At 63.9% G+C, this 26,870-nt stretch carries 26 protein-coding genes; 16 read left to right on the top strand and 10 right to left on the bottom strand.

Annotated features, from left to right (window positions below; all coding sequences use genetic code 11):
• Window positions 1–192 precede the first annotated feature (192 nt).
• The 3 genes from LB528_RS26110 to LB528_RS26100 all read left to right on the top strand — a co-directional run bounded on the left by LB528_RS26110 (window position 193) and on the right by LB528_RS26100 (window position 3,166).
• Window positions 193–1,179 carry a sulfate ABC transporter substrate-binding protein gene (locus LB528_RS26110; protein ID WP_224716802.1) on the top strand — a complete coding sequence of 329 codons (987 nt, stop codon included), beginning with the start codon at window positions 193–195 and terminating at the stop codon, window positions 1,177–1,179.
• Window positions 1,180–1,414: 235 nt separating this feature from the next.
• Window positions 1,415–1,864, top strand: a complete 450-nt coding sequence (locus tag LB528_RS26105) for an RrF2 family transcriptional regulator (protein ID WP_040984137.1) — start codon at window positions 1,415–1,417, stop codon at window positions 1,862–1,864.
• A 156-nt stretch (window positions 1,865–2,020) separates the two neighbouring features.
• Window positions 2,021–3,166 carry a hypothetical protein gene (locus LB528_RS26100; protein WP_224716801.1) on the top strand — a complete coding sequence of 382 codons (1,146 nt, stop codon included), beginning with the start codon at window positions 2,021–2,023 and terminating at the stop codon, window positions 3,164–3,166.
• 28 nt (window positions 3,167–3,194) lie between these two features.
• On the opposite strand, the gene LB528_RS26095 is transcribed toward LB528_RS26100, so the two are convergent.
• The 7 genes from LB528_RS26095 to LB528_RS26065 form a co-directional block, all read right to left on the bottom strand.
• Window positions 3,195–3,707, bottom strand: a complete 513-nt coding sequence (locus tag LB528_RS26095; RefSeq protein ID WP_224716800.1) for a gluconokinase — start codon at window positions 3,705–3,707, stop codon at window positions 3,195–3,197.
• 44 nt (window positions 3,708–3,751) lie between these two features.
• A complete protein-coding gene (locus tag LB528_RS26090) occupies window positions 3,752–4,723 on the bottom strand; it encodes an ABC transporter permease (RefSeq protein ID WP_263487469.1) in 972 nt (323 codons plus the stop codon).
• 23 nt (window positions 4,724–4,746) lie between these two features.
• Window positions 4,747–5,727, bottom strand: coding sequence for an ABC transporter permease (locus LB528_RS26085; RefSeq protein WP_224518484.1), 981 nt, complete (start codon window positions 5,725–5,727; stop codon window positions 4,747–4,749).
• Window positions 5,724–7,268, bottom strand: coding sequence for a sugar ABC transporter ATP-binding protein (locus tag LB528_RS26080; RefSeq protein ID WP_224518483.1), 1,545 nt, complete (start codon window positions 7,266–7,268; stop codon window positions 5,724–5,726). The genes LB528_RS26085 and LB528_RS26080 overlap by 4 nt, the downstream gene beginning before the upstream one ends.
• Window positions 7,269–7,342: 74 nt before the next feature.
• A complete protein-coding gene (locus LB528_RS26075) occupies window positions 7,343–8,467 on the bottom strand; it encodes a sugar ABC transporter substrate-binding protein (RefSeq protein WP_224518482.1) in 1,125 nt (374 codons plus the stop codon).
• A gap of 292 nt (window positions 8,468–8,759) precedes the next feature.
• Window positions 8,760–9,788, bottom strand: a complete 1,029-nt coding sequence (locus tag LB528_RS26070; protein WP_224518481.1) for a LacI family DNA-binding transcriptional regulator — start codon at window positions 9,786–9,788, stop codon at window positions 8,760–8,762.
• A gap of 155 nt (window positions 9,789–9,943) precedes the next feature.
• On the bottom strand, window positions 9,944–11,176 hold the full coding sequence (locus tag LB528_RS26065; protein ID WP_224716798.1) for an MFS transporter: 1,233 nt from the start codon (window positions 11,174–11,176) through the stop codon (window positions 9,944–9,946).
• A 252-nt stretch (window positions 11,177–11,428) separates the two neighbouring features.
• On the opposite strand from LB528_RS26065, the gene LB528_RS26060 reads away from it, so the two are divergent.
• The gene (locus LB528_RS26060; RefSeq protein WP_224716797.1) at window positions 11,429–11,716 is read left to right on the top strand and encodes a DUF3175 domain-containing protein; all 288 of its coding nucleotides are present in this window, start codon (window positions 11,429–11,431) and stop codon (window positions 11,714–11,716) included.
• A gap of 218 nt (window positions 11,717–11,934) precedes the next feature.
• Here the strand turns inward: LB528_RS26060 and LB528_RS26055 are convergent, their stop codons facing one another.
• Window positions 11,935–12,711, bottom strand: a complete 777-nt coding sequence (locus LB528_RS26055; protein ID WP_224518479.1) for a FadR/GntR family transcriptional regulator — start codon at window positions 12,709–12,711, stop codon at window positions 11,935–11,937.
• Window positions 12,712–12,812: 101 nt separating this feature from the next.
• On the bottom strand, window positions 12,813–13,709 hold the full coding sequence (locus LB528_RS26050) for an NAD-dependent epimerase/dehydratase family protein (RefSeq protein ID WP_224716796.1): 897 nt from the start codon (window positions 13,707–13,709) through the stop codon (window positions 12,813–12,815).
• Here LB528_RS26050 and LB528_RS26045 point away from each other — a divergent pair.
• A complete protein-coding gene (locus LB528_RS26045) occupies window positions 13,615–14,796 on the top strand; it encodes an NAD(P)-dependent oxidoreductase (RefSeq protein WP_318012355.1) in 1,182 nt (393 codons plus the stop codon). The two genes, LB528_RS26050 and LB528_RS26045, sit on opposite strands and share 95 nt — an antisense overlap.
• 93 nt (window positions 14,797–14,889) lie before the next feature.
• On the opposite strand, the gene LB528_RS26040 is transcribed toward LB528_RS26045, so the two are convergent.
• Window positions 14,890–15,879 carry a sugar-binding protein gene (locus tag LB528_RS26040; RefSeq protein ID WP_224716795.1) on the bottom strand — a complete coding sequence of 330 codons (990 nt, stop codon included), beginning with the start codon at window positions 15,877–15,879 and terminating at the stop codon, window positions 14,890–14,892.
• 453 nt (window positions 15,880–16,332) lie between these two features.
• On the opposite strand from LB528_RS26040, the gene LB528_RS26035 reads away from it, so the two are divergent.
• The 11 genes from LB528_RS26035 (at window position 16,333) to LB528_RS25985 (ending at window position 26,668) form a co-directional block, all read left to right on the top strand.
• The gene (locus LB528_RS26035) at window positions 16,333–17,076 is read left to right on the top strand and encodes an ATP-binding cassette domain-containing protein (RefSeq protein WP_224716794.1); all 744 of its coding nucleotides are present in this window, start codon (window positions 16,333–16,335) and stop codon (window positions 17,074–17,076) included.
• A gap of 42 nt (window positions 17,077–17,118) precedes the next feature.
• Entirely contained in the window at window positions 17,119–18,117 is a 999-nt protein-coding gene (locus LB528_RS26030) for an ABC transporter permease (protein ID WP_224716793.1), read from the top strand.
• 181 nt (window positions 18,118–18,298) lie between these two features.
• A complete protein-coding gene (locus tag LB528_RS26025) occupies window positions 18,299–19,126 on the top strand; it encodes an AraC family transcriptional regulator (RefSeq protein ID WP_224716792.1) in 828 nt (275 codons plus the stop codon).
• A gap of 240 nt (window positions 19,127–19,366) precedes the next feature.
• Window positions 19,367–19,810: an SRPBCC family protein gene (locus tag LB528_RS26020; RefSeq protein ID WP_224716791.1), complete on the top strand. Its 444-nt coding sequence runs from the start codon at window positions 19,367–19,369 to the stop codon at window positions 19,808–19,810.
• Window positions 19,811–19,822: 12 nt separating this feature from the next.
• Complete coding sequence (locus tag LB528_RS26015; protein ID WP_224716790.1) at window positions 19,823–20,617, top strand: FAD binding domain-containing protein; 795 nt, start codon at window positions 19,823–19,825, stop codon at window positions 20,615–20,617.
• Window positions 20,618–20,675: 58 nt separating this feature from the next.
• Window positions 20,676–21,158, top strand: a complete 483-nt coding sequence (locus LB528_RS26010) for a (2Fe-2S)-binding protein (RefSeq protein WP_224716789.1) — start codon at window positions 20,676–20,678, stop codon at window positions 21,156–21,158.
• Window positions 21,159–21,170: 12 nt separating this feature from the next.
• A complete protein-coding gene (locus LB528_RS30305; RefSeq protein ID WP_263487465.1) occupies window positions 21,171–22,538 on the top strand; it encodes a xanthine dehydrogenase family protein molybdopterin-binding subunit in 1,368 nt (455 codons plus the stop codon).
• Window position 22,539: 1 nt separating this feature from the next.
• Entirely contained in the window at window positions 22,540–23,544 is a 1,005-nt protein-coding gene (locus LB528_RS30300; protein ID WP_263487464.1) for a xanthine dehydrogenase family protein molybdopterin-binding subunit, read from the top strand.
• A gap of 7 nt (window positions 23,545–23,551) precedes the next feature.
• Window positions 23,552–24,433: an AAA family ATPase gene (locus LB528_RS25995; protein ID WP_224716788.1), complete on the top strand. Its 882-nt coding sequence runs from the start codon at window positions 23,552–23,554 to the stop codon at window positions 24,431–24,433.
• 211 nt (window positions 24,434–24,644) lie between these two features.
• A complete protein-coding gene (locus LB528_RS25990) occupies window positions 24,645–25,781 on the top strand; it encodes a vWA domain-containing protein (RefSeq protein WP_224716787.1) in 1,137 nt (378 codons plus the stop codon).
• A complete protein-coding gene (locus LB528_RS25985; protein WP_224716786.1) occupies window positions 25,781–26,668 on the top strand; it encodes an amidohydrolase family protein in 888 nt (295 codons plus the stop codon). The genes LB528_RS25990 and LB528_RS25985 overlap by 1 nt, the downstream gene beginning before the upstream one ends.
• Window positions 26,669–26,870: the final 202 nt, after the last annotated feature.

The following is a 26,870-nucleotide window of genomic DNA, read 5'->3' as shown; positions in this document are numbered from 1 at the left end:
TTCACCCCGACGCCAGCGCCCGAGCCTGGCGCCATCTACGAATCTGCTTGGAAGAACATCCTAGAAAAGAATTGTTTTGGCGATATATTTTCCAGAGCTTCGCTCGCCTCCCGGAGCCCGTGCCTCCTCGCACCAGGCTTTCACGACTAGGGTAGGCCTTAGCTTTGATCTATTTCCAAGGAGCCTGTTTTCATGAAGCGTCTATTGCTCGGCATCGCGGCTGTTGCCGGTCTCGTCCTCGCGTCCTCCCAAGCCTGGTCGGCCGACAAGCTTTTGAATGCATCCTATGACGTCGGCCGCGAGCTGTTCGTCGACATTAACAAGGCTTTCATCGCCAAGCACCCCGGTGTCACGGTCGACCAGTCGCATGCCGGCACCTCGGCGCAGGCGCGCGCGATCGCCGAAGGCCTTGGCGCCGATGTCGTCACCTTCAACCAGGTCACCGATGTCGACTTCCTGGTCAAGAAGGGACTGATCTCAGCCGATTGGCAGAAGGATTTTCCGGATAACGCCTCGCCCTTCTATTCGCTGCCGTCCTTCTTGGTGCGCGCTGGCAATCCCAAGCATATCAAGGACTGGAACGATCTGGTGCGTGACGACGTGCAGGTGATCTTCCCGAACCCGAAGACATCCGGCAATGCGCGCTACACCTATCTTGCCGCCACCGCTTACGCCAAGGAAGCCTTCAAGGGCGACGACGCCAAGGTGAAGGAATTCATCACCAAGCTGTTCAACAACGTGCCGATCTTCGACACTGGCGGCCGCGCCGCCACCACCACTTTCGTCCAGCGCGAGATCGGCGACGTGCTGATCACCTTCGAGTCGGAGACACGCGGCATTCGCAAGGAATATGGCGACGACAAATTCGAGCAAGTCACGCCTTCCGTCAGTCTGCTCGCCGAGTTCCCCGTGGCGATCGTCGACAAGGTTGCCGACGAGCATGGCAGCCGTGATCTCGCCAAAACCTATCTCGACTTCCTCTACACGCCGGACGGCCAGGAGATCGCCGCCGGGAACGGCTTGCGGGTTCGCGATGCGACGGTGGCCGCCAAGCACAAGGCCGACTTCCCGGACGTCCGGCTGCTGACGGTTGAGGAAGTCTTCGGCGGCTGGGACAAAGTACAGAAGGAGCATTTCGCCGCCGGCGGACTGCTCGATCAGGCCTACGGTAGCCGCTGAGCCGCCCTACAATCAGGAAGCGCAGGAAAGCCGGCTTTAGCCCGCTTTCTCGTTTGAGTCCGCCGGCATTTCGCGGGGGAAATCTGGCGTCCAACGTGAAAAACGTTACGAAGAATCAACGCGTTTGTGCCTAAGCTGCCGGGCAAATTATTGGGCCAGGCGGTCAACTGTCATGATTTGCACACAAACAACCGCCAGATGCAGGCGCATTGGGGTTTGATGAATTGAATCGGGCATGCTGACCAAAAAAGGCAAATACGGCCTCAAGGCCCTCGTGCATCTTTCCGGCCTGCCGGCTGGCCAGCTTGCATTCGTCAACGACATTGCCGTCGCCAACAACATCCCGAAGAAATTCCTGGATGCTATCCTGGGCGAGCTGCGCAATGCCGGTTTCGTCCAGAGCCGCAAGGGAAAGGAAGGCGGTTACCGCCTCGCCCGGCCCGCTTCCGAGATCAAGATCGGCCATGTCGTGCGCGTGCTCGACGGGCCGCTGGCGCCGATCCCCTGCGCCAGCCGCACGCAATACCAGCGCTGCGAGGATTGCGATGAGGCCACCTGCCAGGTCCGCCACATGATGCTGGAAGTGCGCCAGGCGATCGCCGAGGTGCTGGACAACCGCAGCCTCGCCGCCATGCGCGACGCCGACAACGATGACTTCCCGGCGGAACTCACGTCTCAGATTTGAGGCAAGCGTGCAGCGGCCAGGATCGGCCACTTCGCCACAGGCTTCCGCCCGCAAATTGCGCCAAACGACAAGCCGCGGCCCTGACCTGTCGCCCTCGGTTGCCAGTCAACCGCGGACGCAGTAAAGCGGCTGGAGGATGAAACAGGGCTCTGACGCATGAGGCTGCCTTGGCTTGGCAATTCCCGCAGGGCCAGCCGGCAGCCATCGTCGAACGACATCTATCATACTGAAATCACCGCCGACGTGCCGGTGCCGGAGCGGAACGAGTCCGTTCGCTTCTTCAGCCGCAAGGTTACCCGCCGCGGAAGACTACGCCGCTTTACCAATCGGGACCTGCGCGAGAGCCTGCTGTCCTGTTTCTATCTCGGCGTCGCGGCGATGCTGCCGGTCTCCTGGTGGAGCCCGATCTGCGGCTGGGTGTCCGGGCTCAGGCGCAAGCGCCATTTCCGCAAGGACTTTGCCCGTTACGACATCGCGGTGAGAGCCGTGCTCGGCAATACCGTCGACACGAAAAGCCTGTTCGAGGCGCTACTCGCCGCCATTCACCGCCGGCGGCTGACGCTTGCGGCGCATCTCGTCGCCGGCTGGCGCTGGTCGCCGGCGATCCGGCTCGAAGGCCTCGAGGCGCTGCAACAAGCCCTGCGCAATGGGCGCGGCGCCATCATATGGTGCGACCAGTTCACGGCCCAGACGATCATGGGCAAGCGCGCCCTGCATGAGGCTGGCGTCGATACCCATCAGGTGAGCGCGCAATACCACGGCTTCTCGCCGAGCAAGTTCGGCCTGCGCGTGATCAACCCGCCGCTGGTCAAGGTCGAGAACCGCTTCCTGAAAAGCCGGATCGTCTTTGAGCGCACCGACGCCTATCAGGTCACCACCCGCATCCAGAAGGTGCTGAAAGCAAACGGCGTGGTGCTGATGACCAACACCATCTATGCCGGCTCCGCCTTCACCGAGGCAGCCATGGGCGAGTGCGGCTGGACCCACCTCGCCTCGGCGCCGGCAAACTTCGCTGCGCGCGCGGGCGCTGCGCTGTTTCATATGGCGACCATCGAGACGGCGCCTTTTCGCCAATATCGGGCGATCGTCAGAGAGCTGAGCGCGAGCCCAGAGGCGCCCGCATCGCCTGCCAAGGACACGACAGGGAAGAACCTCGTCGTTCAGGCGGGATTTATCCTGTCGAAGCGCGACCAGATGCTGGAGACGCTCAAACTCTGTCCTGAGCAGATGATAGCCTGGTCGAGCGCCGTGCGGCTGACGGAGCGGCCAACCGAGGCCGCGATCGGCAACGAGGGCGCCTGAAGCCTCTGTCCGGTGCGTATTGTGAAAATCACCGACGCGCGTGGACGACTTCTTTCACGATCCCGGCAACACTTCGCGTTCCGTCGATCGTTACCGCCTGTTCGTCCGCGGCCGGCTCTTCCAATGTGGCGAACTGGCTGTCGACCAGGCTTGCGGGCATGAAATGCCCCTTGCGGTTGGCGACCCGCCGCCAGGCGGTCTCGCGATCGATCTTGAGATAGAGGAAGACCATACCGGGGCAGAAGCGGCTTAGCCGGTCACGATAGCTTCGCTTCAGCGCCGAGCACGCCGCCACTGGTTTCCGCCCGCCGGCAACGGAGGCCGCGATGCGCTCGCCTATGGCGTCGAGCCAGCCCGCGCGCAGCGCGTCCGTCAGCGGCTCGCCGCGCGCCATGCGCGCCACATTCTCCGGCGGATGAAAGCGGTCGCCTTCGATGAAGTCGGCGCCCAGCGCCTCGGCGAGCGCCTCGCCGACGGCCGTCTTGCCACAACCGGCAACACCCATCACGATGATGGCCGGCGCCGTCCGAAGATCGTTCATGCGAAGCTCCGGGGTCTGCCGTCTTGCGCTCGCCTCATGCACGGTCAGCGGCTTGCCGGCGCGCGCCCGTAAAGCAGAAGCATGGCGACGATGACGACGCCATAGATGATCTGCCGCCCCGCTTCCGGCATCTGCATGACCGAGAGGATGGATTGCAGGAGAGTAATCAGGATCACGCCCGCCACCGTGCCAAGATAGGAGCCGCGCCCGCCCAGGATCGATGTGCCGCCGAGCACGACCGCGGCGATGGACGGCAGGAGATAGGCATCGCCCATCGACTGCGCCGCCTTCGACGCATAGCCGGCCAAAAGCACGCCGCCAAAGGCCGACAGCCCGCCTGAGACGGCGAAGGCGACCATCACGATGCGGCGCGTGTCGATGCCGGAAAGGTAGGCAGCGCGCTCGCGATTGCCGATCCCGTAGACGGCGCGGCCGAAACTGGTGCGGGTCAGAGCGAAGACCATCGCGGCGCCGATCAGCGCCCAGATGATGACGGCATTGGGAACGCCCGGAATGGTGAAGCCGGTCGCCAGATATCGCATCGCGGCGGTCGCCGAATCCTGCGGCGAGAAGCCGCCTGTGTAGACCACCATCAGCCCTTGAGCGACGGCGTTGGTGGCCAAGGTTATGATCATCGAGGGGATGCGCAAATAAGCGACACCGATGCCGTTGACGATGCCGATCGCCACGCCGCACAGCACGCCGAAGGGGATGGCGAGAGCAATGCCGACCGGCCCGTAGGCCGCGGCCGCGCAGGCCATCATGGCGCCTGCCGCGACGGACCAGGGCACAGAGAGGTCGATCTGGCCGAGCAGGATGACCAGCATCATGCCGGTTGCGATGACGCCAAGGAAGGACGCGACCTTCAACTGCTGCAGCAGATATTCCGGCGACAGGAAGCTGCGCGAGTAGAGGCTGCCGAGCAGCAGCAGGATGACGATGCAGGCGAAGGCCGTCAGCACCGCCGGGTCGGCGCGCCGGATGAATTTCGGCATGCGGCCGGCGATGCCGCCCATGATGCCGCCAAGCGTCGTTTCGCTCACAGGAACCACTCCAGCCGGTTGCGTACCCGAAACAGCGCGAAGGCGCCGAGGCTGACCGCGATCAGCAGGATAACGCCCTGGAACAGCGGCTGCCAGAGCGGATCGAAGTCGAAGACGAACAGGAGGTCGCCGATGGTGCGGAAGGCAAGCGCGCCAAAGATCGCGCCGATGGCGCTGCCCTTGCCGCCGAACAACGACACGCCGCCGAGCACGACCGCCGCGATCGAGAACAGCGTGTAGGCATTGCCGCTCGCATAGGCCGCCTCGCCCGTATAGGTGAAGAAGGTTAGGAACAGGCCGCCGATGGCCGCAAGCAGGCCGGCAAGCGTGTATGCCAGAAACTTGCCCCTGCGGATCGGCACGCCAGACATGTAGGCCGCGGTCTCCGATGAGCCCGCAGCATAGGCAGCGCGCCCAAGTTCGGAGCGACTGAACGGCACCCAGACGATAAGGACGATGACGAGCAGCGCCACGAGGCTTGCCGGCACCACGCCGAAGAAACGCCCGGTCAGGAAATCCGCGAGGTCCTCGTTGACCGAGCCGCCCGGCACGGGGCGCAAAAGCAGCGCCAGGCCGAAAAAGACGGCGCCCGTGGCGATGGTGGCGACGATCGGCTGCAGCCGGCCGTAGATGACGATGGCACCGTTGACCGCCCCGCAGATGAGCCCGGTTCCGAGCACCGCCAACACGCCGAAGGTCGTCTCCAGGCCGGTGCCGACCACCAGCCAGGAAGCCATACAGTTGGTCAGCGTGAAGATCATGCCGACGGAAAGGTCGATGCCGGCGGTGATCACCACCAATGTCTGCGCCATGGCGACGAAGGCGAGCAGCACACCTTTGTTGGCGGCGGTCTGCACGACATTGGCGGTGAAGCCCGCCGGGTGGTTGGCGCTGTAGATGGCGAACATGACGATGAAGATGCCGAAGGCCAGAAGCGTTCCGCGCTCCTCGGCCAGCCAATAGCGCCAATCCTTCACGCCTTTCCTCCCACCCCGGTGCGGCGGTCGTCGCCATGGATGTTGAGCGCGGTGGCGATCAACGCGTGCTCGGTGATCCCCTCGCCGACCAGTTCGCGTTTGATCGCACCGTCATAGAGCACCAGCACGCGGTCGCAGCAGCCGATCAGCTCGTCATAGTCCGTCGAATAGAACAGGATCGCGGCGCCCGCATCCGCCAGCTTGCGCATCAGCTGATAGAGCTCCTGCTTGGTGCCGACATCGATGCCGCGAGTCGGATCGTTGAGCAGGATGATGCGCGGCTGCCGCATCAGCCATTTGGCAATCACCACCTTCTGTTGGTTGCCGCCCGACAGGGCTCCGACGGGAATGTCGAGCCCCGCCGTCTTGATCGCCAGCAGCCCGACCATGTCGTCGATCAGGCGCTGTTCGGCGGCGCGGTCGATAATGCCCGCTTTCGACAACCTGTCGAGCGCCGCGAAGGACAGGTTCTCGCGCACCGTCATCGGCAGCATCAGTCCTTCGGTCTTACGATCCTCAGGGATCAGCGCCATGCCGATGCGGCCATGGCTGGCCGCGGTCGGGCTGGCGATCGAAACCGGCTTGCCGTCGATCAGCACCTCGCCGCGCAGGCCGCGCAGCACGCCGAAAAAGGCCAACAGCAATTCGCGCTGACCTTGCCCATCAAGGCCGCCCAGGCCGACGACTTCGCCGGCCCTGACGCTCAACGAGATGTTGTCCAGCCGGTCGGCCCAGGAGAGATTGCGCGCTTCGAGCACCGGCGCGGCGGCCGAGGCGGCAACGGGTTTCGGCGGGAAGATATGGCTGTATTCGCGGCCGATCATCAACTCGACCACCTCATTGTCGCTCTTCGAGCCGGCGGGGTAGCTGGCGACATTGCGGCCGTTGCGGAACACCGTGCAATGGTCGGCGAGTTCGGCGATCTCGTTCATGCGATGCGAGATATAGAGCAGTGCCAGTCCTTCCGAGCGCAGCCGCTTCAACACCGCGAAGACCTTGGCGACATCCGCCGCCGTCAGCGCCGAAGTCGCTTCGTCGAGGATCAGGATGCGCGGCTTGCGGGCGAGCGCCTTGGCGATCTCCACCATCTGCCGGCGCGACAGCGGCAGGTCCTTGACCAGGGCGCGGGGATGGATGTCGGAGGCACCGGCGCGTGCCAGCGCTTCCTTCGCGATGCGCCGCTGCGCCTTGCGGTCGATCATGCCGAAGCGCTTCGGCGGATCGGAAATGACGATGTTGTCGGCGACGCTCAATTCCGGGATCAGCGACAGTTCCTGGAAAATGCAGACGATGCCGGCCTGATTGGCCGCGGCCGGCGATGCAAATGTCACCTCGCGGCCGTCCAAGCTCATGGCACCTTCATCCGGCGCGACGACACCAGCCATGACCTTGATCAAAGTCGATTTGCCGGCGCCGTTCTCGCCGAGAATGGCGTGGATGCTGCCGGCCGTGACGGTGAGATCGGCCTTTTCCAGGGCGCGCACACCGCCATAGCGCTTGGATATGCCTTCCATGCGGAAGAGCGGAGCCGCGCCGTCCATCTGCCCTCCCCGGGCCGGTTCGTGATTGGCATCAAGCGCCGGCGTCGCGATTTTCGCGACGCCGGCGTGTCAAACTATTTGTTTTCCTTGGTCTGGCCCATAATTTCCTGCGCGGTGAAATTGATGCCGCAGGTCGGGAAGGAATTGCCGACGAAGAAATTGTCGGACTGGTCGGGGAAGAAATCCTGCCCCGCCTTGAAGTTCGGATCCTCGACGACGGCCAAAGGCAGCTTGATCGACTGCGGCACGACATTGCCTTCGAGCGCGGCAATCGCCGTCTTGATGGCGACGGCAACCTGGGCCGGGCCGGTACCCGCGGACGAGCATTTCAGCCCGTCGGCTGCATGCGCGGCACAGAATTTGCGGAAGCCGTTTTCCGTCTCGCCGCCGAACGGCACGAACGGATGCTTGGCGTCGATCATCGCCTGCACGATCCCGGTGTCGCCGCCTTGCCCTGTGATGCCGTCGAACGGTCCACTGGTGGCGATCGCGTCGGCCGTGGCTTTCTGCGCCACGCCGTCATCCCACTTGCCGACGACCTCGGTGACGTTCCATTTCTTGCCCGAGCCATCGAGCACCTCGTGGATACCCTTGTGGCGATCGGTGTCGACGGAAGTGCCGGCAACGCCGCGCACCTCGAGTACCTTGCCGCCGTTCGGCACATGCGAGACCAGCCATTTGCCCCAGAGCTCGCCGAGGCCTTTCTGGTCGACATTGACATTGATGGCGTCCTTGGTGTCGAGGATGTTGTCGAAGGCGACAAGCACGACGCCTGCTTCCTTGGCGCGCTTGATGACCGGTCCGAAGGCGGTCGGATTTTGTGCGTTCACGACGATCGCATCGAAGCCGGAATCAATGAAGTTGTTAATCGCCGAGATCTGCGCCGGCACATCTTCACCGGTCGATACGACCTTGAATTCCTTGAGTTTCTTGGCGACATCGGGCTGCGCCGCATAGGCCTTGGCGGTCTGGATCATCTGAATGCGCCAAGTGTTCGCTATGTAGCCGTTGGCGAGCGCGATGCGGTAGGGCCCTTCCTTCTTCGGATATTTGAAAAATTGCGTGTCGGCCGCCCAAGGCGCAAAGCAGCCCGGCTCCGCCCCAGGCCCTTTGACCACTTCAGGACCGGCGATCGCCGATGAACCCAGCATGACGAATGCAGTGGCGGCAATGACGCCGCCAACGAGTGACTTGATCATCGATATTCCTCCCAGTTGCAGTTCTGCTTGTTTATGAAGTCTGGCGCTGTCGTTCGGCGTACTTCGCCGTCGAGCAGCCTAGCGAGCGGTCTGCGCCGCCCTGATCCTCCTCTCCCCCTCACCTATGCGCGACATTTAGAACGTTATCATATTATCCATAATAAACAAGCGAGCGCCTGTTGCTTATGTATAATAAACAAGCTCGATTCCGAGTTAATGTCGATTTTACAGACAAATGGTAGCGCTACCCATGTGAGGCTGTAAAGCGCCATGTTTCATCATCTTGGTATTCTCAGCGCGCGGTGCTCTCGCGCCGCATGAGCTCGAAACCAAGGTCGACGATCCGCTGTTCCGGACGGCTTCCAGTGATCGCCGACAGCGCCATGGCGACGGCGCGGGTGCCGATTTCATAGCGGTGCGTCCGCACGCTGGTGATCGAAGGAAACGACACCTGCATCATGTCGAGATCGTTGAACCCGACAATGCCGATCTGCTTGGGCACGTCGATCGAGGCGCGACGGCATTCGAACAGGACGCCGAGCGCGATATCGTCATTGTTGCAGAACACGCCGTCCAGCGTCGGCATCTTGGCCAGCGCGTCGCGGAACAGCTCGCGCCCGAGGCTCACGCTTGATGGCACGGGCGTTGTGGTGATCAGCCGCGGATCGAACAGACCGGCGGCCTCCATGGCGGCGCGGTAGCCGGCAAGGCGCCGCTGCGAGCGCGGATCCATCCTGGCGCCGATGAAGCCGATCTTGAGGTATCCGGCTTCAAGGAGGTGCTCGGCCGCCGTCCTGCCGCCGTCGAAATGCGAGAAGCCGACCATCATGTCGACCGGGTCCGGCCCGGTCTCCATCACCTGCACCACCGGACAGCCGGCATTCTCCAGCAGTCGTCGCGCGCCGGGGGTCTGGTCGATGCCGGCCACGATCAGCGCCGCCGGTCGTTGCGATCCGAAAACCTGCAACAGCCGTTCTTCCTCGAGGCCAGAATAATGGGTGTTGCCGATCTGGATGCGGAACGGACTGTCCGACAGGCTGTCATAGATGCCGCGTACCACTTCGGCGAAGACGTTGTTGGTCAGCGAAGGCACCAGCACGCCGAATACTTCGGCGCGCGCCGAGGCAAGCGCGCGGGCGTTCGGGTCGGGCACGTAGCCGAGTTCGTCGACCGCGGCCTGTATCTCCCGGCGAAGGTCCTCCGACACCCGTCCGGGCTCGCGTAACGCGCGCGACACGGTGATGGCGCCGACGCCGGCCTTGCGCGCGACATCGGCGATGGTCGGACGGCCGCCGCCGCGACGGGAGCGCGGCTTGGTCAACGCCTTGTCCCCCTGCCTTCGACGTGCGGCTGCACCATCAGGACCGGCATCCGTATCATCGCGCCACCAAGTCAGCCCGCCAAGTCAGCATTGCCGATTGGCGTCGCGCATGCGTCAACCGTTGTCAAGCAAGCCGATGTCGGCGCCGAGGTCCGTCAGGCGACCGCCGTGACGCTGCGGTTGGCTTTCCACATCAATAGCGCGATGGCCGCAAGGTTGACGAGGTTCCAGCCGATGCCATTCAGGAAAGCTGCCGCGTAAGACCCGGTAAGATCATAGATCCAGCCCGACATCCAGCCGCCCACCGCCATGCCGAAGATGGTCGCCATCAGGACGATGCCGACGCGCCGGCCGGCTTCCTTCGCCGGCATGTAGTCGCGCACGATGATGGCGTAGCAGGGCACGATGCCGCCTTGCGACAGGCCGAACACCAGCGAGACGACATAGAGCGAGGCAAGCCCGTCGAAGGGGATGTAGAAGAGCAGCGACACGCATTGCAGCGCGGAGCCGATGAGCAGCGTCTTCACCGCGCCGATGCGGTCGGCGAGAAAGCCCGAGCCGATCCGGCTGACAACGCCGGCCGCCAGCATAATCGACAGCATGTCGGCGCCGCGCGCGACGCCGTAGCCGAGATCCATGCAATAGGCGACGATATGCACCTGCGGCATCGACATAGCCATGCAGCAGCCGAAGCCGGCAATCACCAGCAGGACCTGCAATTGCGAGGGCGACAGCGAGGTCGGCTGCACCGGTCGCGCGCGAGGCGTGCCGGAGATGCCCTCATGCGGTGCGCGCCGGCGCAGCATCAGGACCAGCGGCACCATAGTGATGAGGCAGATGACCCCGATCACCGCATAAGTGACGCGCCAGCCATGGCCTTGCATCACATAGGGCATGATCGTCGGCCAGACCGCCCCGGCAATGTAGTTGCCGGACGCCGCCACCGTCACCGCAACGCCGCGACGCCGGTTGAACCAGTGCGAGACGTCGGCGATCAGCGGCCCGAAGATCGCCGAACAGCCGACACCGATCAGCAGGCCTTGCGCGAGCGTGACGCCCAGAATCGAATTGGCGAGCGACGCCAGCAGAAATCCCGCGCCTAGCGCGAGCGAAGCGGCGAGCGCCGGTATCCAGTATCCAAAGCGATCGATGGCGCGCCCGATCACCACGTTGCCTGCGGCAAAGCCCACCATGGTCGCCGTAAAGGGCATCGAGGCCGCGGCGCGATCGATGCCGAATTCGGCCTGCACCGCGGGCAGGACCACCACCACCGCCCAGGTGCCGACGCCGCCGATCGTCGCCAGCAGCAAGGAAATCCCGAGCCGCGTCCATGCATAGAAGCTGTCTATGCCGGCGTTGTTTGCCGCGTTTCCTGGAAGTGTCGTCACGGCGTCTCCTGTCCGCGATTTCTTCGAGATCGCGTGTTCGAGCGCACTATCGGCCCTTTTTCTGAGCCAAGCAGCGCCACGACGGGCAAATCCGTGGCTCCAGAGCCGGGAACCCGCCTCGCCTCACCGAGTTTGCCTCAGAGCAATTCCAGGAAAAGTGTTCGACGGTTTTCCGTCCGGAATTGCGTAGAAACAAAGAGATGGAGCGGTTCGGCGGTAAATGCTGAAGCACTCCAGCAAGGAGTTTTCGCCATGACCGCCAAAAAGAAATGGTCGGCCGATGTGACCGAGCACAGCGACGCGCTCGATCTCGAGGAGCACGTCTTCGAATCCGACGACGCCAAGAAGATAGCCGCCTCGCTGAAGCGCTCGGCCGAGCACAGCGACCGCCGCAAGGCCGAGCCGTTCCAGTCCGCCATGTCGATGTTGAATTTCTACATCAACCGCGCCGGCAAGAACCTGCCCGAACAGCGCAAGAGGGTGCTGGAAAAAGCAAAGGACGAACTGCGCGTCGCCTTCGGCCGCGAGAAGCAGAATTAAGTTCTGCAACGGAAGGTCCGTCGAGATTCAGGTCAGGCCGAGCTGAGAATGGCGGCTTCCGAGAACCGGCCTACGCCGGCCGTAGCCTTCATAGGCAGAGACACTTATGAGGGCTTCGGCCGGCGAAGGCCGGAGCGGAGCGGACTTAAAATACGTGAGCACCGGGAGCGCAGGAAGCCGCCATTCGCAAGCCGGCCTCACCTGAATATCTATGGAGCTCAGCGCGACTGGATCACTTCGTCGGTATTGGCCAGCAGCTTGCGGACCGCGTTGCGCGCCGCGTCCGGCCTCTTCAGGCGAATGTTCCTCTCGATCGCTTCATGCAACTTCTGAGCATGATGCAGGTCGTCCCGCTCGCGCGTGGTGTAGGTGAACAGATGATCGAAGGCGGATTCGATCAAGACGCCCAGCGGCACCAAGAGGTCGTTGCCCGAGGCCCTGAGGATCGCGAGATGGAAACGCGTGTCGGCGCGCGTGCGCTCCTGCAGATTGGTAGCCTCGCCCATTTCGCGGCAGGCCTGGCTGATCTCGGCCATCTGCTCGTCGGTGCGCCGCAGCGCAGCGAAGGCCGTCGCCTCCGGCTCGATGATGTGGCGGAATTCCTGCACCGTCTTCAGGAACACCTCGCGATCCGGCGACGTCGCGTACCAGGACAGCACGTCGCGGTCGAGCAGGTTCCAGCGTTCCTTCGGCTCGACCCAGCTGCCGATCTTCGGTCGCGACGCCAGAAGGCTCTTTGCCATCAGCATCTTGATCGCCTCGCGCACCGCGGAGCGGCTGACGTCAAAGGTCTCCGACCATTTGGCTTCATTGGGCAGGATGGTGCCCGGCGGATAGTCGCCGCGCACGATCCGAAGACCGATTTCGCTCGCAAGCGAAGCATGCACGCTGGCACCGGGGATGCGTGACGCGTTGGCGCGGCGAATGCCGGACGGACGTTCCGCCGTTGCCATTTTTTTCGACCTTTTTTCGTTGTCTGGCTTCGCGTCCCGCATAGGTTCACAAAATCCCGTTTTCAGAGCCTGTCAAGCGCGGCAAGCCCGCTTTGCCACAACCTGCCAAGATGTGCACAGCTCAACCGGCATTTGCCGCCGCCTCACATCACCTTGACGTATTTACGCCAGCTGTGCTCGGGCCGGAAACCGAGCACGTCGCGCGCCTTGCGGTTCGAAAGCAGCGTTTCATATTCGCCAAGCTCGGCCTTGACCGGCACGCCAGGATAGAAGCGTTTCAACAGCTCTGCCGTCGGCAGGTCCGACGAGGTATCGTCATTGGCCGCGTTGAACACCTGATAGCCCAGGCCGTCCTTCTCGATGGCCCGCAAGGTGATCTGGCCGAGATCGCGCGCGTCGATGTAGCTCCAGGCGATGCGCTTGCGGAAACCGGGATCGGCGAACCATTTCGGGAACAGCGAATATTCGTGCGGCTCGATGACGTTGCCGATGCGCAGCGCATAGATGTCGGCGCCGCTGCGCAGCGCGAACGCCCGCGCCGTCTTCTCGTTGACAATCTTCGACAGCGCATACGAATCCATCGGGTCGACGTCATAATCCTCGTCGAGGGGGAAATGCGCGGGGTTGCGCGGCTCGTTGGCGAAGACCAGGCCATAGGTCGTCTCCGAGGAGGCGATGATAACCTTGCGGATGCCGAGCTTCACCGCCGCCTCGATGACATTGTAGGTGCCCATTGCGTTGATGCGGAACACCTCGTTGTCCGGCGTGATCATGATGCGCGGGATGGCGGCGAAATGCACCACGGCGTCGACCGGTTGTGCCCTCAGCGACGGGTCGAACTCGTGCAGGCCCATATAGCTCGACAGCGCATTGAACACCTGTCCGCTGTCGGTGATGTCGGTGATCAAGGTGCGAACCTTCGGATTATCGAGCGGCTTGGTGTCGATGTTGAGCACCTGGCAGCCATGCTCGACCAGATATTCGACGACATGCCGGCCGGCCTTGCCGCTGCCGCCGGTGAACATGATCCGTTTCGTCATTTTGCTCTCCACAAGACTCGAGAATTATGTGTATTGTCAGACAATATGGTATTCCGCGATCGCCCGCCACCCGCGATCCGCGGAAACCTTCTCGACAATAGCCCGCCGCGCGGGCGCCCATCACCACGAAAGACAGGGAAGAGACGATATGAGCACCACCGCTGCCCGCGAGAACATCGGTTTCATCGGCCTTGGCCTGATGGGGCACGGCATTGCCAAAAACATCGTCGACAACGGCTATCCGCTCACCTTCCTTGGCCGCAAGAACCGCAAGCCTGCGGAAGACCTTTTGGGACGCGGCGCCAGGGAAGCGGCCACGTCCAGGGAGGTGGCCGCTGCCTCCGACATCGTCTTCATCTGCGTCACTGGCTCGCGTGAGGTGGAGGCGATCATCCGCGGTCCCGGCGGGCTGAAGGAGGGCCTGAAGCAAGGCTCGGTGGTCGTCGATTGCTCGACCTCCGATCCGGTCTCGACCATGGCCCTGGCCGCCGAGCTCAAGGCGCTCGGCGTCGACTATGTCGACGCGCCGCTCAGCCGCACACCGAAGGAGGCCTGGGAAGGCACGCTCGATGCCATGGTCGGCGCGCCGGACACGGTGTTTGCCAGGCTGAAGCCGGTGCTCGAGACCTGGGCCGGCCGCATCGTCCATATCGGCGACACCGGCGACGGCCACCGCATGAAGCTGCTCAACAATTTCGTCTCACTCGGCTACGCGGCGATCTATTCGGAAGCGCTCGCCTTGGCCGAGAAGGTCGGCATCTCGCCCGCGCGCTTCGATAGCGTCATCCGCAACGGCCGCATGGATTGCGGCTTCTACCAGACCTTCATGCGCTGGACGCTGGAGGGCGACCGAGACGCGCACAAGTTCACCATTGCCAATGCCTTCAAGGACCTGACCTATCTGGAATCGATGGCGGGCGCGGCCGGCATCGCCAACCCGCTCGGCAACGCCACCAAGAATTCCTTTGCGACGGCCTTCGCCACCGGTCCCGCGGAACAGTATGTGCCGATGCTTGCCACCCATATTGGCAAGCTCAATGGCGTCGACCTGATGCCTTCGAAGGACGGCATGAAGCAGAAGATCTGAGACGAAAGCGCTTTCATCAAGAATGCAAACTTTGAAAAATGTCAGGGGCGCCTCGCGGCGCCCCTTTTACGTTTGTTCCGGATAGACCAGCGCCTACTTCTGGATGCAGGTGTCGGCCGTTTCCTTGGTGCATTCGTCGAGGCCGGTGAAGACCGGATCGTCGACCTTCTTGCCGGCAATGAGATCGAGCATCACCGACGGCGCCTTGTAGCCCATCTCGAACGGCCGCTGTCCGACCAGCGCGGTCACCAGGCCTTCCTTGGCGATCGCCACCTCATCGCCGATCGTGTCGGCGGCGCCGATGACGAACTCGTTCTTGGCGATCTTGTCGGCCATCGGCTTGAACAGGTCGCGATAGGGCTGCGGCGCGCCGAACAGCGGCCAGCCGCCCATGATGCCGAAGGCGTCGAGCTTCGGGTTGGCGGCCAGGATGTCGGTCATCGCCTGCACGCCCTTGGCGCCGTCGTCATTGGTGAACACCGGGCAGCCGGCGACTTCGGTCCAGCCGCCTTCGCCTTTCAGCGCCGAGAGGCCTTCCTTGCCCGACAGCGCATCGCGCATGCCTTGCGCGCGGCGCAGGATGTTGTCGGCCGCCGGATTGCCCTCGATCGTGCAGATCGTGCCGCCATTCGGCTTGGCCTTCTTGATGTACTCGCCGATCTTCTTGCCCATTAGGTAGTTGTCGGTGCCGAGATAGGTCTTGCGAAGGGCGGCGTCTTCCTTGGCAAGGTCGGCGTCGACCGTCATGATCGGGATCGACGGATTGGCGCTCTTGATCGTCTGCGCGATCAGCGGCGCGTTCGACGGCGAGATCGCCATCGCCACGGTGTCGGGCTTGCTCAGCATGTCCTGCACGATCTGGGCCTCGCCGGCTTCGTCCGAGGTCGATGCCGGGCCGGTGTAGAAGCACTCATATTCCGAGCTGGCGTTTTCCTTGTTCCATTTCTCGCAGCCCTGATGGATGGCCTCGAAGAACGGATTGTCGAGACCCTTCACGACGATGACGAGCTGTTTCTTGGCCAAAGCCGGCCCGGCGCCCAACGCCATGGCGGCGACGGCGGCAAGCAAAAGTGTTTTCCTCATATCAGTCCTCCCTTGAAACAGACGGACACCGCGTGCCCGCCACACTGATCAGCCCGGATGCATAAGAACCATGACGAGCATCTCATGATGTTCGCGTCCCGCCCCCGGGCTGATAAGCATTTGCCGATCCGTCTGCCCGAATACCGACGCAGCCGAATCCTTGACCATCAAACCATCTGCCCGCCCTCCGCCGGATGGACGGACGATTGGCAAAGCCTTTCTTCGAAGCTTAGCTAATATCGGCTTTTCGCCAGCGTCAATTGCTATTTGTCCTACAAAACCGATTTTTCGTCGAGTCTCGAAATTAATCGTCAGACAATTGATTGACGCCCCCGTCCGCTTTTGCCTAAATGCGCGGACGCACCGTTCCGGAGGAGATGGACGGGGCAAGACGCAAGCGGCGCCGCCGGGTTCGGTGGCCAGTTGCGCCAACAAAGGGGAGGCTTAAGGCTGGTGTCGGTTCTGGAACTCGCCAACATCTCGAAGCATTTCGGGGCCATCCAGGCGGTCAACGATGTATCGTTTTCGCTGGAAGCCGGCGAGGTCGTCGGCCTGATGGGCGACAACGGCGCCGGTAAATCGACGCTGGTGAAGATGATTGCCGGCAATTTCCACCCGAGCCACGGCACCATGCGGCTGGACGGCAAGGAGCTTGTCATGCACAAGCCGGCGGACGCCCGCCAGCACGGCATCGAGATCGTCCACCAGGACCTTGCGCTCTGCAACAATCTGACGGCCGCGGCCAATGTCTATCTCGGCCGGGAGCTGCGCCGCGGCGTCGGGCCGTTCCGCATCCTCGATTATGGCGCGATGTACAAGCGCGCCGGCCAGCTCTTCGCCGAGCTGAAATCCGAGACGCGGCCGCGCGACCTCGTCAAACAGATGTCGGGCGGCCAGCGCCAGGCGGTGGCGATTGCCCGCACCATGCTGTCGCAGGCCAAGATCGTGCTGATGGACGAGCCGACGGCGGCGATTTCGGTCAGGCAGGTCGCCGAAGTGCTCAATCTCATCCGCCACCTGCGCGACCAGGGCATCGCGGTGGTGCTGATCAGCCACCGCATGCCCGACGTGTTCGACGTCGCCGACCGCGTCATCGTCATGCGGCGCGGCCGCAAGGTGGCCGACAAGAACATCGCCTCGAGCTCGCCCGAGGAAGTCACCGGGCTGATCACCGGCGCCATCGAACAAGTTGCGTGATCGCGCGGAACGTCGCGCCCCGCCTCTCAGGAAAGGTCGATAATGGCAGTCACTCTTGACCAGACGATCGCGCAGAAGCAGCACACCTTCGTGTCGCGGCTCTTTGCCAACCAGACTTTCTGGGTGGTGATCGCGGTCATCCTCGCCTGCCTGTTCCTGTCCGTCGCCACCGATTCCTTCGCCACGTCGAAGAACATCTTCAATATCACCCGCAACGTCACCTTCGTCGCCATTGTCGCGCTGGGCATGACCTTCGTCATCATCACCGGCGGCATCGACCTTTCGGTCGGTTCGGTGCTCTGCCTTTCCTCGATGGTGCTCGCCGTCACCATGCATGCCGGCTATTCGATTGAAGTGGGCATCCTGGCCTCGATCGCCACCGCGCTTGCGATCGGCGCCTTCAACGGCATTCTCATCGCTTATCTCGGCTTCCCGCCTTTCGTGGTGACGCTCGGCATGCTGTCGGTGGCGCGCAGCCTTGCCATGGTCGCCTCGAACAACACCGTGGTCTTCCAGTTCGGGCCGGACCACCAAAAACTTCTGGCGCTGGGCGGCGGCGCCTGGGTATTCGGCATCGCCAATCCGGTGCTCTACATGATCATCCTGGCGCTGATCACCGGCTTCATTCTGCGCTTGACCAAGTTCGGCCGGCACATCTTCGCCATCGGCGGCAATGAGCATGCGGCGACGCTGACCGGCGTTCCCGTCAAGCAGATCAAGGTCGTCGTCTACATGATCTCGGCGCTGTCCGCAGGGATTGCCGGCATCATCCAGACCGGATGGCTGGGCGCCGTCACCACCAATCTCGGCAACGGCATGGAGCTGCAGGTGATTGCCGCTACCGTCATCGGCGGCGCCAATCTCGCCGGCGGCGTCGGCACCGCGCTCGGTGCCATCGTCGGCGCCGCCCTCATCGAGGTGATCCGCAACAGCCTCGGACTGCTCGGCATCAACGCCTTCTGGCAAGGCACCTTCATCGGCGGCGCGATCATCCTGGCGGTGCTGTTCGACCGCATCCGAAATTTCAGGCGCAGTGATTAGCTTTCCCTTCTCCCCTTGTGGGAGAAGGTGGGCGCTCCTATCGCCCAGTCTGAAAATCGGCCCTGACGGACGACGTGAGACGCCCGCCGTTCCGCCGCGCCTTGACGCGCACCCGAACTCAGCCGCACAATCCCCCGTGCAGGCGAGGGGAGGCCAGTCGCCTGCGGGAGGAACGATACCCATGACGGACGCGATCAGGCTCTACTGGGGCCGGTTCGGACATGTTTCCGTGCTGAATGTCGCCAACGACTTCGTCACCCATGCCCATGGCGAAGCCCATCTGATCATCTGGCTGGAAGGCACGGCAGGGGAAATGACCATCGGCCGCGAAACGGTGCGGCTTGGACCGGGCACCGCGGCCGGCATCAACTCGTTCCAGCCGCACAGCCACGCCCTTTCCCGCGACGGCAAGCCCGGCCTGTTCCTCGCCTTCTATATCGACCCGGACTGGGCGCGCCAGCGCCGCGACCTCCCCTCGTCGGCGCCGCTGTTCACGCAGGCCGCGATCACGCTGGAGCCCTGGCTGCACCAGGCGGCGGCAAACCTGCTCGATCACCTGGCCGACAATGAGAGCATCGACGACGTCGCCAACTACGAGATCGAGCGTTTCATCGACAGCGTGCTCGACGCGGCGGATGCTTCGGCGCCACAGGTAGCCCGCGCACGCATCAACACGATGCTCGACTTCCGTGTCCGCAAGGCGATCCAGTTGATGAAGGCCAATGTCTGCGAGCGCATCTCGTTCGACGACGTGGCTCGTTCGGTCGGGCTTTCCCGGCCGCATTTCTTCGCACTCTTCAAAGAACAGACCAACCTTACGCCGAACGTCTACTGGAACACGCTGCGCATGGAGGAAGCCGTGCGCCAACTGCAGTGGTCGCAGGAACCGCTGATCTCAGTCGCCTGCAATCTCGGCTTCACGACCCAGGGCAATTTCTCGCGCTTCTTCCGCGACCATGTCGGCGTGCCGCCGACGCTCTACCGCGAAGCCGCTCGGGCGACAGCGTAAGGCGCGTTGAGATTCAGGTCAGGCCGAGCTGAAAATGGTGGCTTCCGAGAACCGGAGCGGAGCGTACTTTAAGGTACGTGAGCACCGGAAGCGCAGGAAGCCGCCATTTGCAGGCCGGCATCACCTGAATATCGACGCGCCGGTTTTTCCGACTGGTTGATATGCGCTCAAGACGCATTGATAAGCGCCGGCCCATCGGCCGCTCTAGCCTGCTCCCGATCTTTGCAAGAGGACCAGTCTATGGCGAAAGTCACCATTTCCAGCGTCATTGACGCGCCGGTCGAGCAGGTCTGGGAGCGCATCCGCGACTTCAACGGCTTGCCCAGTTGGCATCCGCGCATGGTGGAAAGCCATATCGAGGACGGCAAGGACGCCACCACGATCGGCTGCGTGCGCAACTTCCAACTGGTCAGCGGCGCAAAGCTGCGCGAGAAGCTGCTTGACTTCTCGGATGAGAACTTCCTGGTCAGCTATTCGATCCTCGAAACGCCGCAACCGCTCACCAATCACAAGGCGACGCTGCAGTTGCGGCGCGTCACCGACGGCAACCGCACCTACGCCGAATGGACGGCGAGCTTCGACGCCGCGCCCGAGGACGCCGACAAGCTGGCCGAGGGCATGGGCGCCAATGTCTTCCAGGGCGGCTTCAACGCCCTGAAGGCCCATTTCGCCGGCCAGAGCTGACGGGAGCGCGCCATGTCGCTTGCGCTGCAGACTTTTTCGAGTGTGAAAGACGCCAACGCCGCGCTGCAGGCCGCCGGCACGCGTTACCTCGGCGGCGGCACGCTTGTCGTGCGCGCCGCCAATGAAGGCGACGTCGCCGTCTCCAGCCTCGTGCGCGTCACCGGTCCCGGCCTTTCGCAGATCGCGGTTTCCGGCGCGAAGGTCCGGCTCGGCGCTTCGGTCACCATGGCCGCGATTGCCCGCCATCCAGAACTCACCGCGCTTGCGCCGGCTGCGCGCGCCGTCGGCGGGCCGGCGATCCGCAACATGGCGACCGTCGGCGGCAACCTGTTCGCCCCTGCCCCCTACGGCGATTTCGCGGTGGCGCTTCTGGCGCTGGACGCGACCGTCGTCACCGAAGACGGCGAAGTGCCGGTCGAGACTTTTTTGGCCGATCGCAACACCAGCCGCGTCATCGTCACCAGTGTCGGCTTTTCATTGCCCAAGACGGAGAGCTTCCGCTTCCTGAAAGTGTCGCGCGTCAAGCCGAAAGGCGTGTCGGTGCTGAGCATCGCCGCGCGTCTGGAACTCGCACCGGACGGCACGGTGAGCTCGGCGCGCATTGCGCTTGGCTGCATGGCCGATCGGCCAATCCGCGCTTTAGCGGCCGAAAAGGCGCTGCTCGGCTGCAAGCTCACGCCGCAGGAGATCGCGCCGGCGCTGGTGGCCGCGGGCGAAGGCATCGCGCCGATCACCGACCCGATCGCCAGCGCCTGGTATCGCGCCGAGGTTCTGCCGGTCCACCTCGGCCGGCTGCTGCTTGACTAATATCCGTGGGGGACGCGCGTCTGTCCGGCCGATCCGGGCAGGCGCGCAGGGAGGAAAAATGGCGAAGGTCCCGGTTCAATTCACACTCAACGGCTCCGAAAAAGCCGAGTTCGTCGAAAGCGGCACGACGTTGCTCCACGCGCTGCGCGACAAGATCGGCGACACCTCGCCCAAGGGCGGCTGTCATCAGGGCACCTGCGGCGCCTGCTCGGTTATCATCGACGGCGAATTGCGGCTCTCCTGCCTGACGCTGGCTGAGACCTGCGGCGGCGCCGACATCAGGACCACCGCCGGTCTCGCCGAAGGCGGCGTGCTGCATCCGCTGCAGCGCGCCTTCCTCGATGCCTTCGCCACACAGTGCGGCTTCTGCACGCCGGGCATGATCATGGCCGCTAAAGTTCTGCTCGACCGCACGCCTAACCCCGGCCGCGAGGACGTGGTCGAGGCGCTGTCCGGCAACATCTGCCGCTGCACCGGCTACGAGCCGATCATCCAGGCGGTGCTCGCCGCTGCGCGCGCCAACTCGCAGAACGCCGCCTGAGGGGGACGAGCCATGGAACTGCGCAAGGATTATTTCGCCGATGTCCGCAAGGACGGCCTGCACGAGATCGGCCAGGGCCGCCCGCGGCTCGATTCGCCCGGCCACGTCACCGGCAAGACCGCCTATTTCGCCGACCGCAACTTCCCAGGCATGCTGCATCTGAAGATGGTGCGCAGCCCGCACCACCATGCCCGCATCCGATCGATCGATACGTCCGAAGCGGAAAAGCATCCAGGCGTCGTGCGCGTGCTGACCGCCAAGGACGTGCCGCACAATGTCTATACCATCCTGATCCTGATCCAGATCGGCCCCGAGGACGAAACCGTGCTGGCCGACGGCAAGGTGCGGTGGAAGGGCGAGGCCGTGGTGGCTGTGCTGGCCGAGACGGAGCGTGCCGCGCAGGAAGCCGCCGCCAAGGTCAAGGTCGATTACGAGGTGCTCCCCGCCGTCTTCGACATGGAGGAAGCGCTGAAGCCAGGCGCGCCTTTGGTCAACGAATATCACGGCCAGAATTGCTACCTGTACGACAGCGGCGAGTGCCGCAAGGTGCGCTTCGGCGATGTCGAGGCGGGCTTTGCCGAGGCCGACCATATCCTCGAACAGTCCTACCAGTCCTCACCGATCGAGCACGCGCCGACCGAAACCACGGGCTGCGTGGTGGCGCCAGAAGGCAACGACCGCTTCACCTGCTACACCAACACGCAGGCGATGTTCTTTACCCTCGACAACACCTCGATCATCCTGCAGATGCCGGGCTCGAAGCTGCATTTCGTCGGCGGCACGGTCGGCGGCGGTTTTGGCGGCAAAGTCGACGTCATCGTCGAGCCGATCGCTATCCTCGCGGCCAAGCTAACCGGACGCCCGGTCTGTTTTATCTACAGCCGTGAGGAGGAGATGCAGATCTCCTCGCCGCGCGCCGCCGAAAAGGTGATCATCAAGGACGGCGTGATGAAGGATGGCCGCATCGTCGCGCGCAAAGTGACCGGCTACACCGATGCCGGGGCCTATTCGCGCCACTCGCCCTATGGCGCGCAGAAGGGCGCCGCGCACTATCCCGGCCCCTACACGATCCCGAATGTCTGGATCGACACCTATTGCGTCTACACCAACCGCACCCCTTCGTCGGCCATGCGCGGCTTCGGCGTCACCATCGGCGATTTCGCGCTCGAGGTGCAAATGGACAAGCTGGCGCGGCTGATCGGCATGGACCCGCTCGAATTCCGCTTCATCAACGCCTATCGCGACGGCGACATGAAGGCGCATCGCCAGCCGACCGAAGGCGCGGCGCTGATCGAATGCATGCAGGAAGCCTCGCGCGCAGCCAATTGGCCGGTGGCGGAAAAATACATGGCGATGTCCTCCTACAGGAAGGGAGCCTAAGATGGCGATCCGGCGTGGGCGCGGTGTCGCCGCGATCAACTATCCGACCGGCATGAACCTCGGCGGCGACCCGACCCAGGCGCTGGTGCATTCGACGCCGACCGGCAACTTCATGGTGACGTTGTCCAGCGTCGATCTCGGCCAGGGCATGAAGCAGATCATGGCGCAGATCTGCGCCGAGACGATCGGCGTGCCGACCGACCGCGTCGTTATCGACACTGCCGACACCGACACCGGCCCGCACTGCATGGGCACCTTCGCCTCGCGCGGCACGCACCGCGCCGGCAACGCGGTTATCCAGGCGGCCAAGGAAGCCCGCCAGGTGATGCTGGAAGTGGCTGCCGAGGAGTTGGAGGTGAACGCCTCCGACCTCGAGACCGACGGCCAGGGCAACATCCAGGTGAAGGGCGCGCCGCAAAGATCGATCTCGATCTTCGATGTCGCGCTGTCGGCCCATTTCAAGCGCGGCCGCTCGATCTCGGGACGCGGCATGTTCCTCATTCCGCGCTCCTATCCGGAGAAGGAGACCGGCGCGATGAAGCCCTCGACCTGCTACGCCCATGCCTGCACGGTGGCCGAGGTCGAGGTCGACGACGAGACCGGCGAGGTCACGGTGCTCACCGTGAAGAACGTCTTCGAGATCGGCCGTGCGCTCAACCCGAAGATGGTCGAGCAGCAATTGGTCGGCGGCTCCTGGATGGGCATCAGCCATGCGCTCTACGAGACGACCGAACCGTACTATCCGAGCCGCGACCATGGCGGCACCGACTTCAACCAGTATCTGATGCCGGGCCCAGGGGACCTGGCCGAAACCGAGATCATCGTCTTGGAGCGTCCTTCCGCCGACGGGCCGTTCGGCGCCAAGGGTCCGGGTGAGATGTGCGCCAACCCGCAGATCCCGGCCGTCGCCAATGCCGTTTTCGACGCGATCGGCGTGCGCATCGACACCTTGCCGATCACGCCCGAGCGCATCCTGCGCGCGCTGAAGGCGCAGGCCGCGGGCTGAGGGGAAGATGCCAAACGCCGACGCCGTTGAGGTCGCGGCTTCGCCGGAGGCGATCGCCGCGCGGCTTGCCGCTTCGCGCTATCTGGCCGACGACAGCCTTGCGACCGCGATCTTCCTGGCGATCCGCCTTGGCAAGCCGCTGCTGCTCGAAGGCGCGCCGGGCGTCGGAAAGACCGAGGCCGCGAAGGCGGTCGCCGAACTGCTTGGACGCGAGCTGGTGCGGCTGCAATGCTATGAAGGCATCGATGCCGGGCATGCGCTCTACGAGTGGAACTACCAGCGCCAGCTGCTCGCCATCCGCCATGCCGGCGAGCACGAGATCGACATCTATGACGACCGTTTTCTGATCGCCCGGCCGCTGCTGCAGGTGCTTCGCGCGCCGGAGCAGCGCGTGCTGCTGGTCGACGAGATCGACCGCTCGGATCACGAGTTCGAGGCGCTGCTGCTCGAATTCCTCTCCGACTTCCAGATCAGCATCCCGGAACGCGGCACGATCCGCGCCGCCACGCAGCCGATCGTCGTTCTCACCTCCAACCGCACCCGCGAGTTGGCCGAGGCGCTGCGCCGGCGCTGCGTCTATCACTGGATCGGCTATCCTGACGCCGCGCGGGAGGCCGAGATCATCATGCTGCGCGCGGACGGCGTCGCGGAAGCCACCGCACGTGCCGTGGCCAGCGCCGTGCAGGAGATCCGCGCGCGGCCCCTGGCCAAGCCGCCGGGCATCGCCGAAGCGGTCGAATGGGCGAATGCCGCTACCATCCTCGAAAAAGGCGGCAGCCCATGGCCGCAAGCCTTCCGCCGCGCCATCGGCGTGCTGATCAAGGACGAGGAGGATTTGTCGGCGATCGCGCCGGAGCTGGGGAGGATTGTCGAGGAGGCGCTAGGGTGATGCGCTTTAGGGATCGCCTGCCTATCTTCCAGCGCTGGCGGGACAGCACCCCCCTCTGTCCTGCCGGACATCTCCCCCACAAGGGGGGAGATCGGATCTCGCGCCGGCTTTCGCCAATCTTCGACTTCGCAGGATTGAGCAGAGCGCCCAAGCTGCCAATCTCCCCCCTTGTGGGGGAGATGTCCGGCAGGACAGAGGGGGGCGCGAAGGAATGATGCGTGCGGAAAGCTTGCCTCGTGCCGCCGCGCCGTTCCTCGGCTTCGCCCGCCTGCTGCGCAGCCACGCCTTCGCCATCACGCCGGAACAGGTGGCCAGCTTCATGCAGGCCGTGACCCTGCTCGGCCCGCGCTCGATGAACGACATTCGCGAAGCAGCCCTCGCGACGCTTGCCCCCTCGCCGGATCGCCGCGGCGAATTCGAGGTGCATTTCCGCGCCTACTTCTACGGCGACGCCAAGCCTTCGATCGAAGGCGAGGACGACGACGAAACCCGCGTCAAGGAAGAACGCGGCGCGCGCGAGAAGGAAAATCAAACCGCCCGCCAGGAGAAAGGCGGCGAACTGTCCTCGGCGCTCGAGCAACTGAGCAGCCGCGATTTCCAGCGCGACGCCGATGGTCTCGACCAGTTCCGCCGCAAGCTCGCAAACGCCCTGCCCGCGCGCCGTTCTTTCCGCACCATGCGCACGCGTTCGCGCGGCACGTTCGACCTCCGCCGTTCGCTCAGCGAAATCGTCAGCGCCGACGGCGACATCCCCTCGCCGCTGCTGCGCCGGCGGCAGGCCGTATCGCGAAAACTGCTTCTGCTCATCGATGTCTCCGGCTCGATGAAGCTGCACACCGCCGACTATCTCAAGCTGGCCCACGCGGCCGTGCAAGGCGCGGACCGTGCCGAAGTTTTCACCTTCGGGACCCGCCTTACCCGCATCACCTCGGCGCTACGCATCCGCGACCGCGGGCAAGCGCTTGCCCTCGCCGCAGGACTTGTCGACGATTGGGACGGCGGCACGCGCATGGGTCCGACCTTGCTCGCCTTCCTGTCGGTGCCGCGCTTTTCCGCCTTCGCACGCGGCGCCTGCGTCGTCATTCTGTCCGATGGCCTGGAACGCGGCGGCCATGCCGAACTGGAGATCGCCATGCGCCGCTTCAGCGCCCGCGCCTTCCGGCTGTCGCTGGCGAGCCCGCTCGCCGGCGATCCGCGCTTTCGCCCTGCGACGGCAGCGCTCCGCGCCATCCTGCCGGTGTTGGACGACCTGGTCGACGGCTCGTCGATCGGAAGCCTGACCGATTTCATCCTCTCGCTCGCCCGCCCGGCCCCGGCGGCCGAGACCATCTGGAAAAGGGTATCGTGATGCAGAAAGCCATCGACGCGCATTTCCACATCTGGCGCCAAAAGGACCAGCCCTGGCTGGTCGGACCGATGGTGCCGCGCATCTTCGGCCCCTACGAGCCGATCCGCCGCGACTATCCGATCACGGAGTTCCTCGACGACCAGAAAGGCTCGGGCGTCGAGAAGGCCGTCTATGTCCAGACCAACTGGGCCAAGGAGGATTTCGAAAAGGAAGTGGCTTTCCTGCAAGAGACGGCGCAAGAAACCGGCTGGCCGCACGCCATCGTCGGCTATGCCGACATGACGGTCGACGACGTCCGCCCGCAGATCGACCGGCTGATGAAATACAAGCTGTTGCGCGGCGTGCGCATGCAGCTCCACTGGCACGAGACGCCCGCCTTCCGTTTCGCCGTCTCGGCCGACCAGGTGATCGATCCGAAAGTGCGGAAGAACGTGGCGCGGTTGAAGGATTACGGCCTCTCCTTTGACCTGCAGCTCTTTCCCGCGCAGATGAAGGACGGGCTGACACTAGTCGGCGATAACCCTCAGACGAATTTCATCCTCACCCATGCCGGCATGCTGACCGGCATGGAACCGGAAACCACCGAAGCATGGAAGGCGGGTCTGCGCACGCTTTCGGCAGCGCCCAATTTCTACGCCAAGCTCTCGGGGCTCGGCACTTTCGTGCACCGCAACGATCCGGAGCTCATCGCCTACATCGTCGACAACGCGGTCGAAATCCTCGGCAGCGGCCGGCTGATGTTCGGCTCGAACTTCCCGATCGAGAAGCTCTGGACCAACCATGCCGAGCTGATCCAAGCGCACCGCGCGGCGGTTGCAAGGCACGGCGCCAAGGCGGAGGCGGATATCTTCTGGAATACGGCCGCGAAGGTGTATCGGCCGGTGTAGAGGTCTTCCCTTCTCCCCTTGTGGGCCTGTTGCGTAATTGGCTGGTTGTGATTCTCTGAGAAGGAAGCTCGGAGGGAATCGCGATGGCGGTGAAGCAGACGGGGCAGTTGAGCCTGGCGGAAGCGTTTCTGGGCCAGAAGCTTGCAGGTGGATCCTCACCGCTCGACCGACTGTCCGGTCTGGTGAAGTGGTATCGCTTCGA

It is taken from the genome of Mesorhizobium sp. CA4 (assembly GCF_020165075.1).
Taxonomy (GTDB): domain Bacteria; phylum Pseudomonadota; class Alphaproteobacteria; order Rhizobiales; family Rhizobiaceae; genus Mesorhizobium.
Note: the sequence above shows the minus strand (reverse complement) of the source record. Positions and strands in the feature narration are given on the sequence as shown.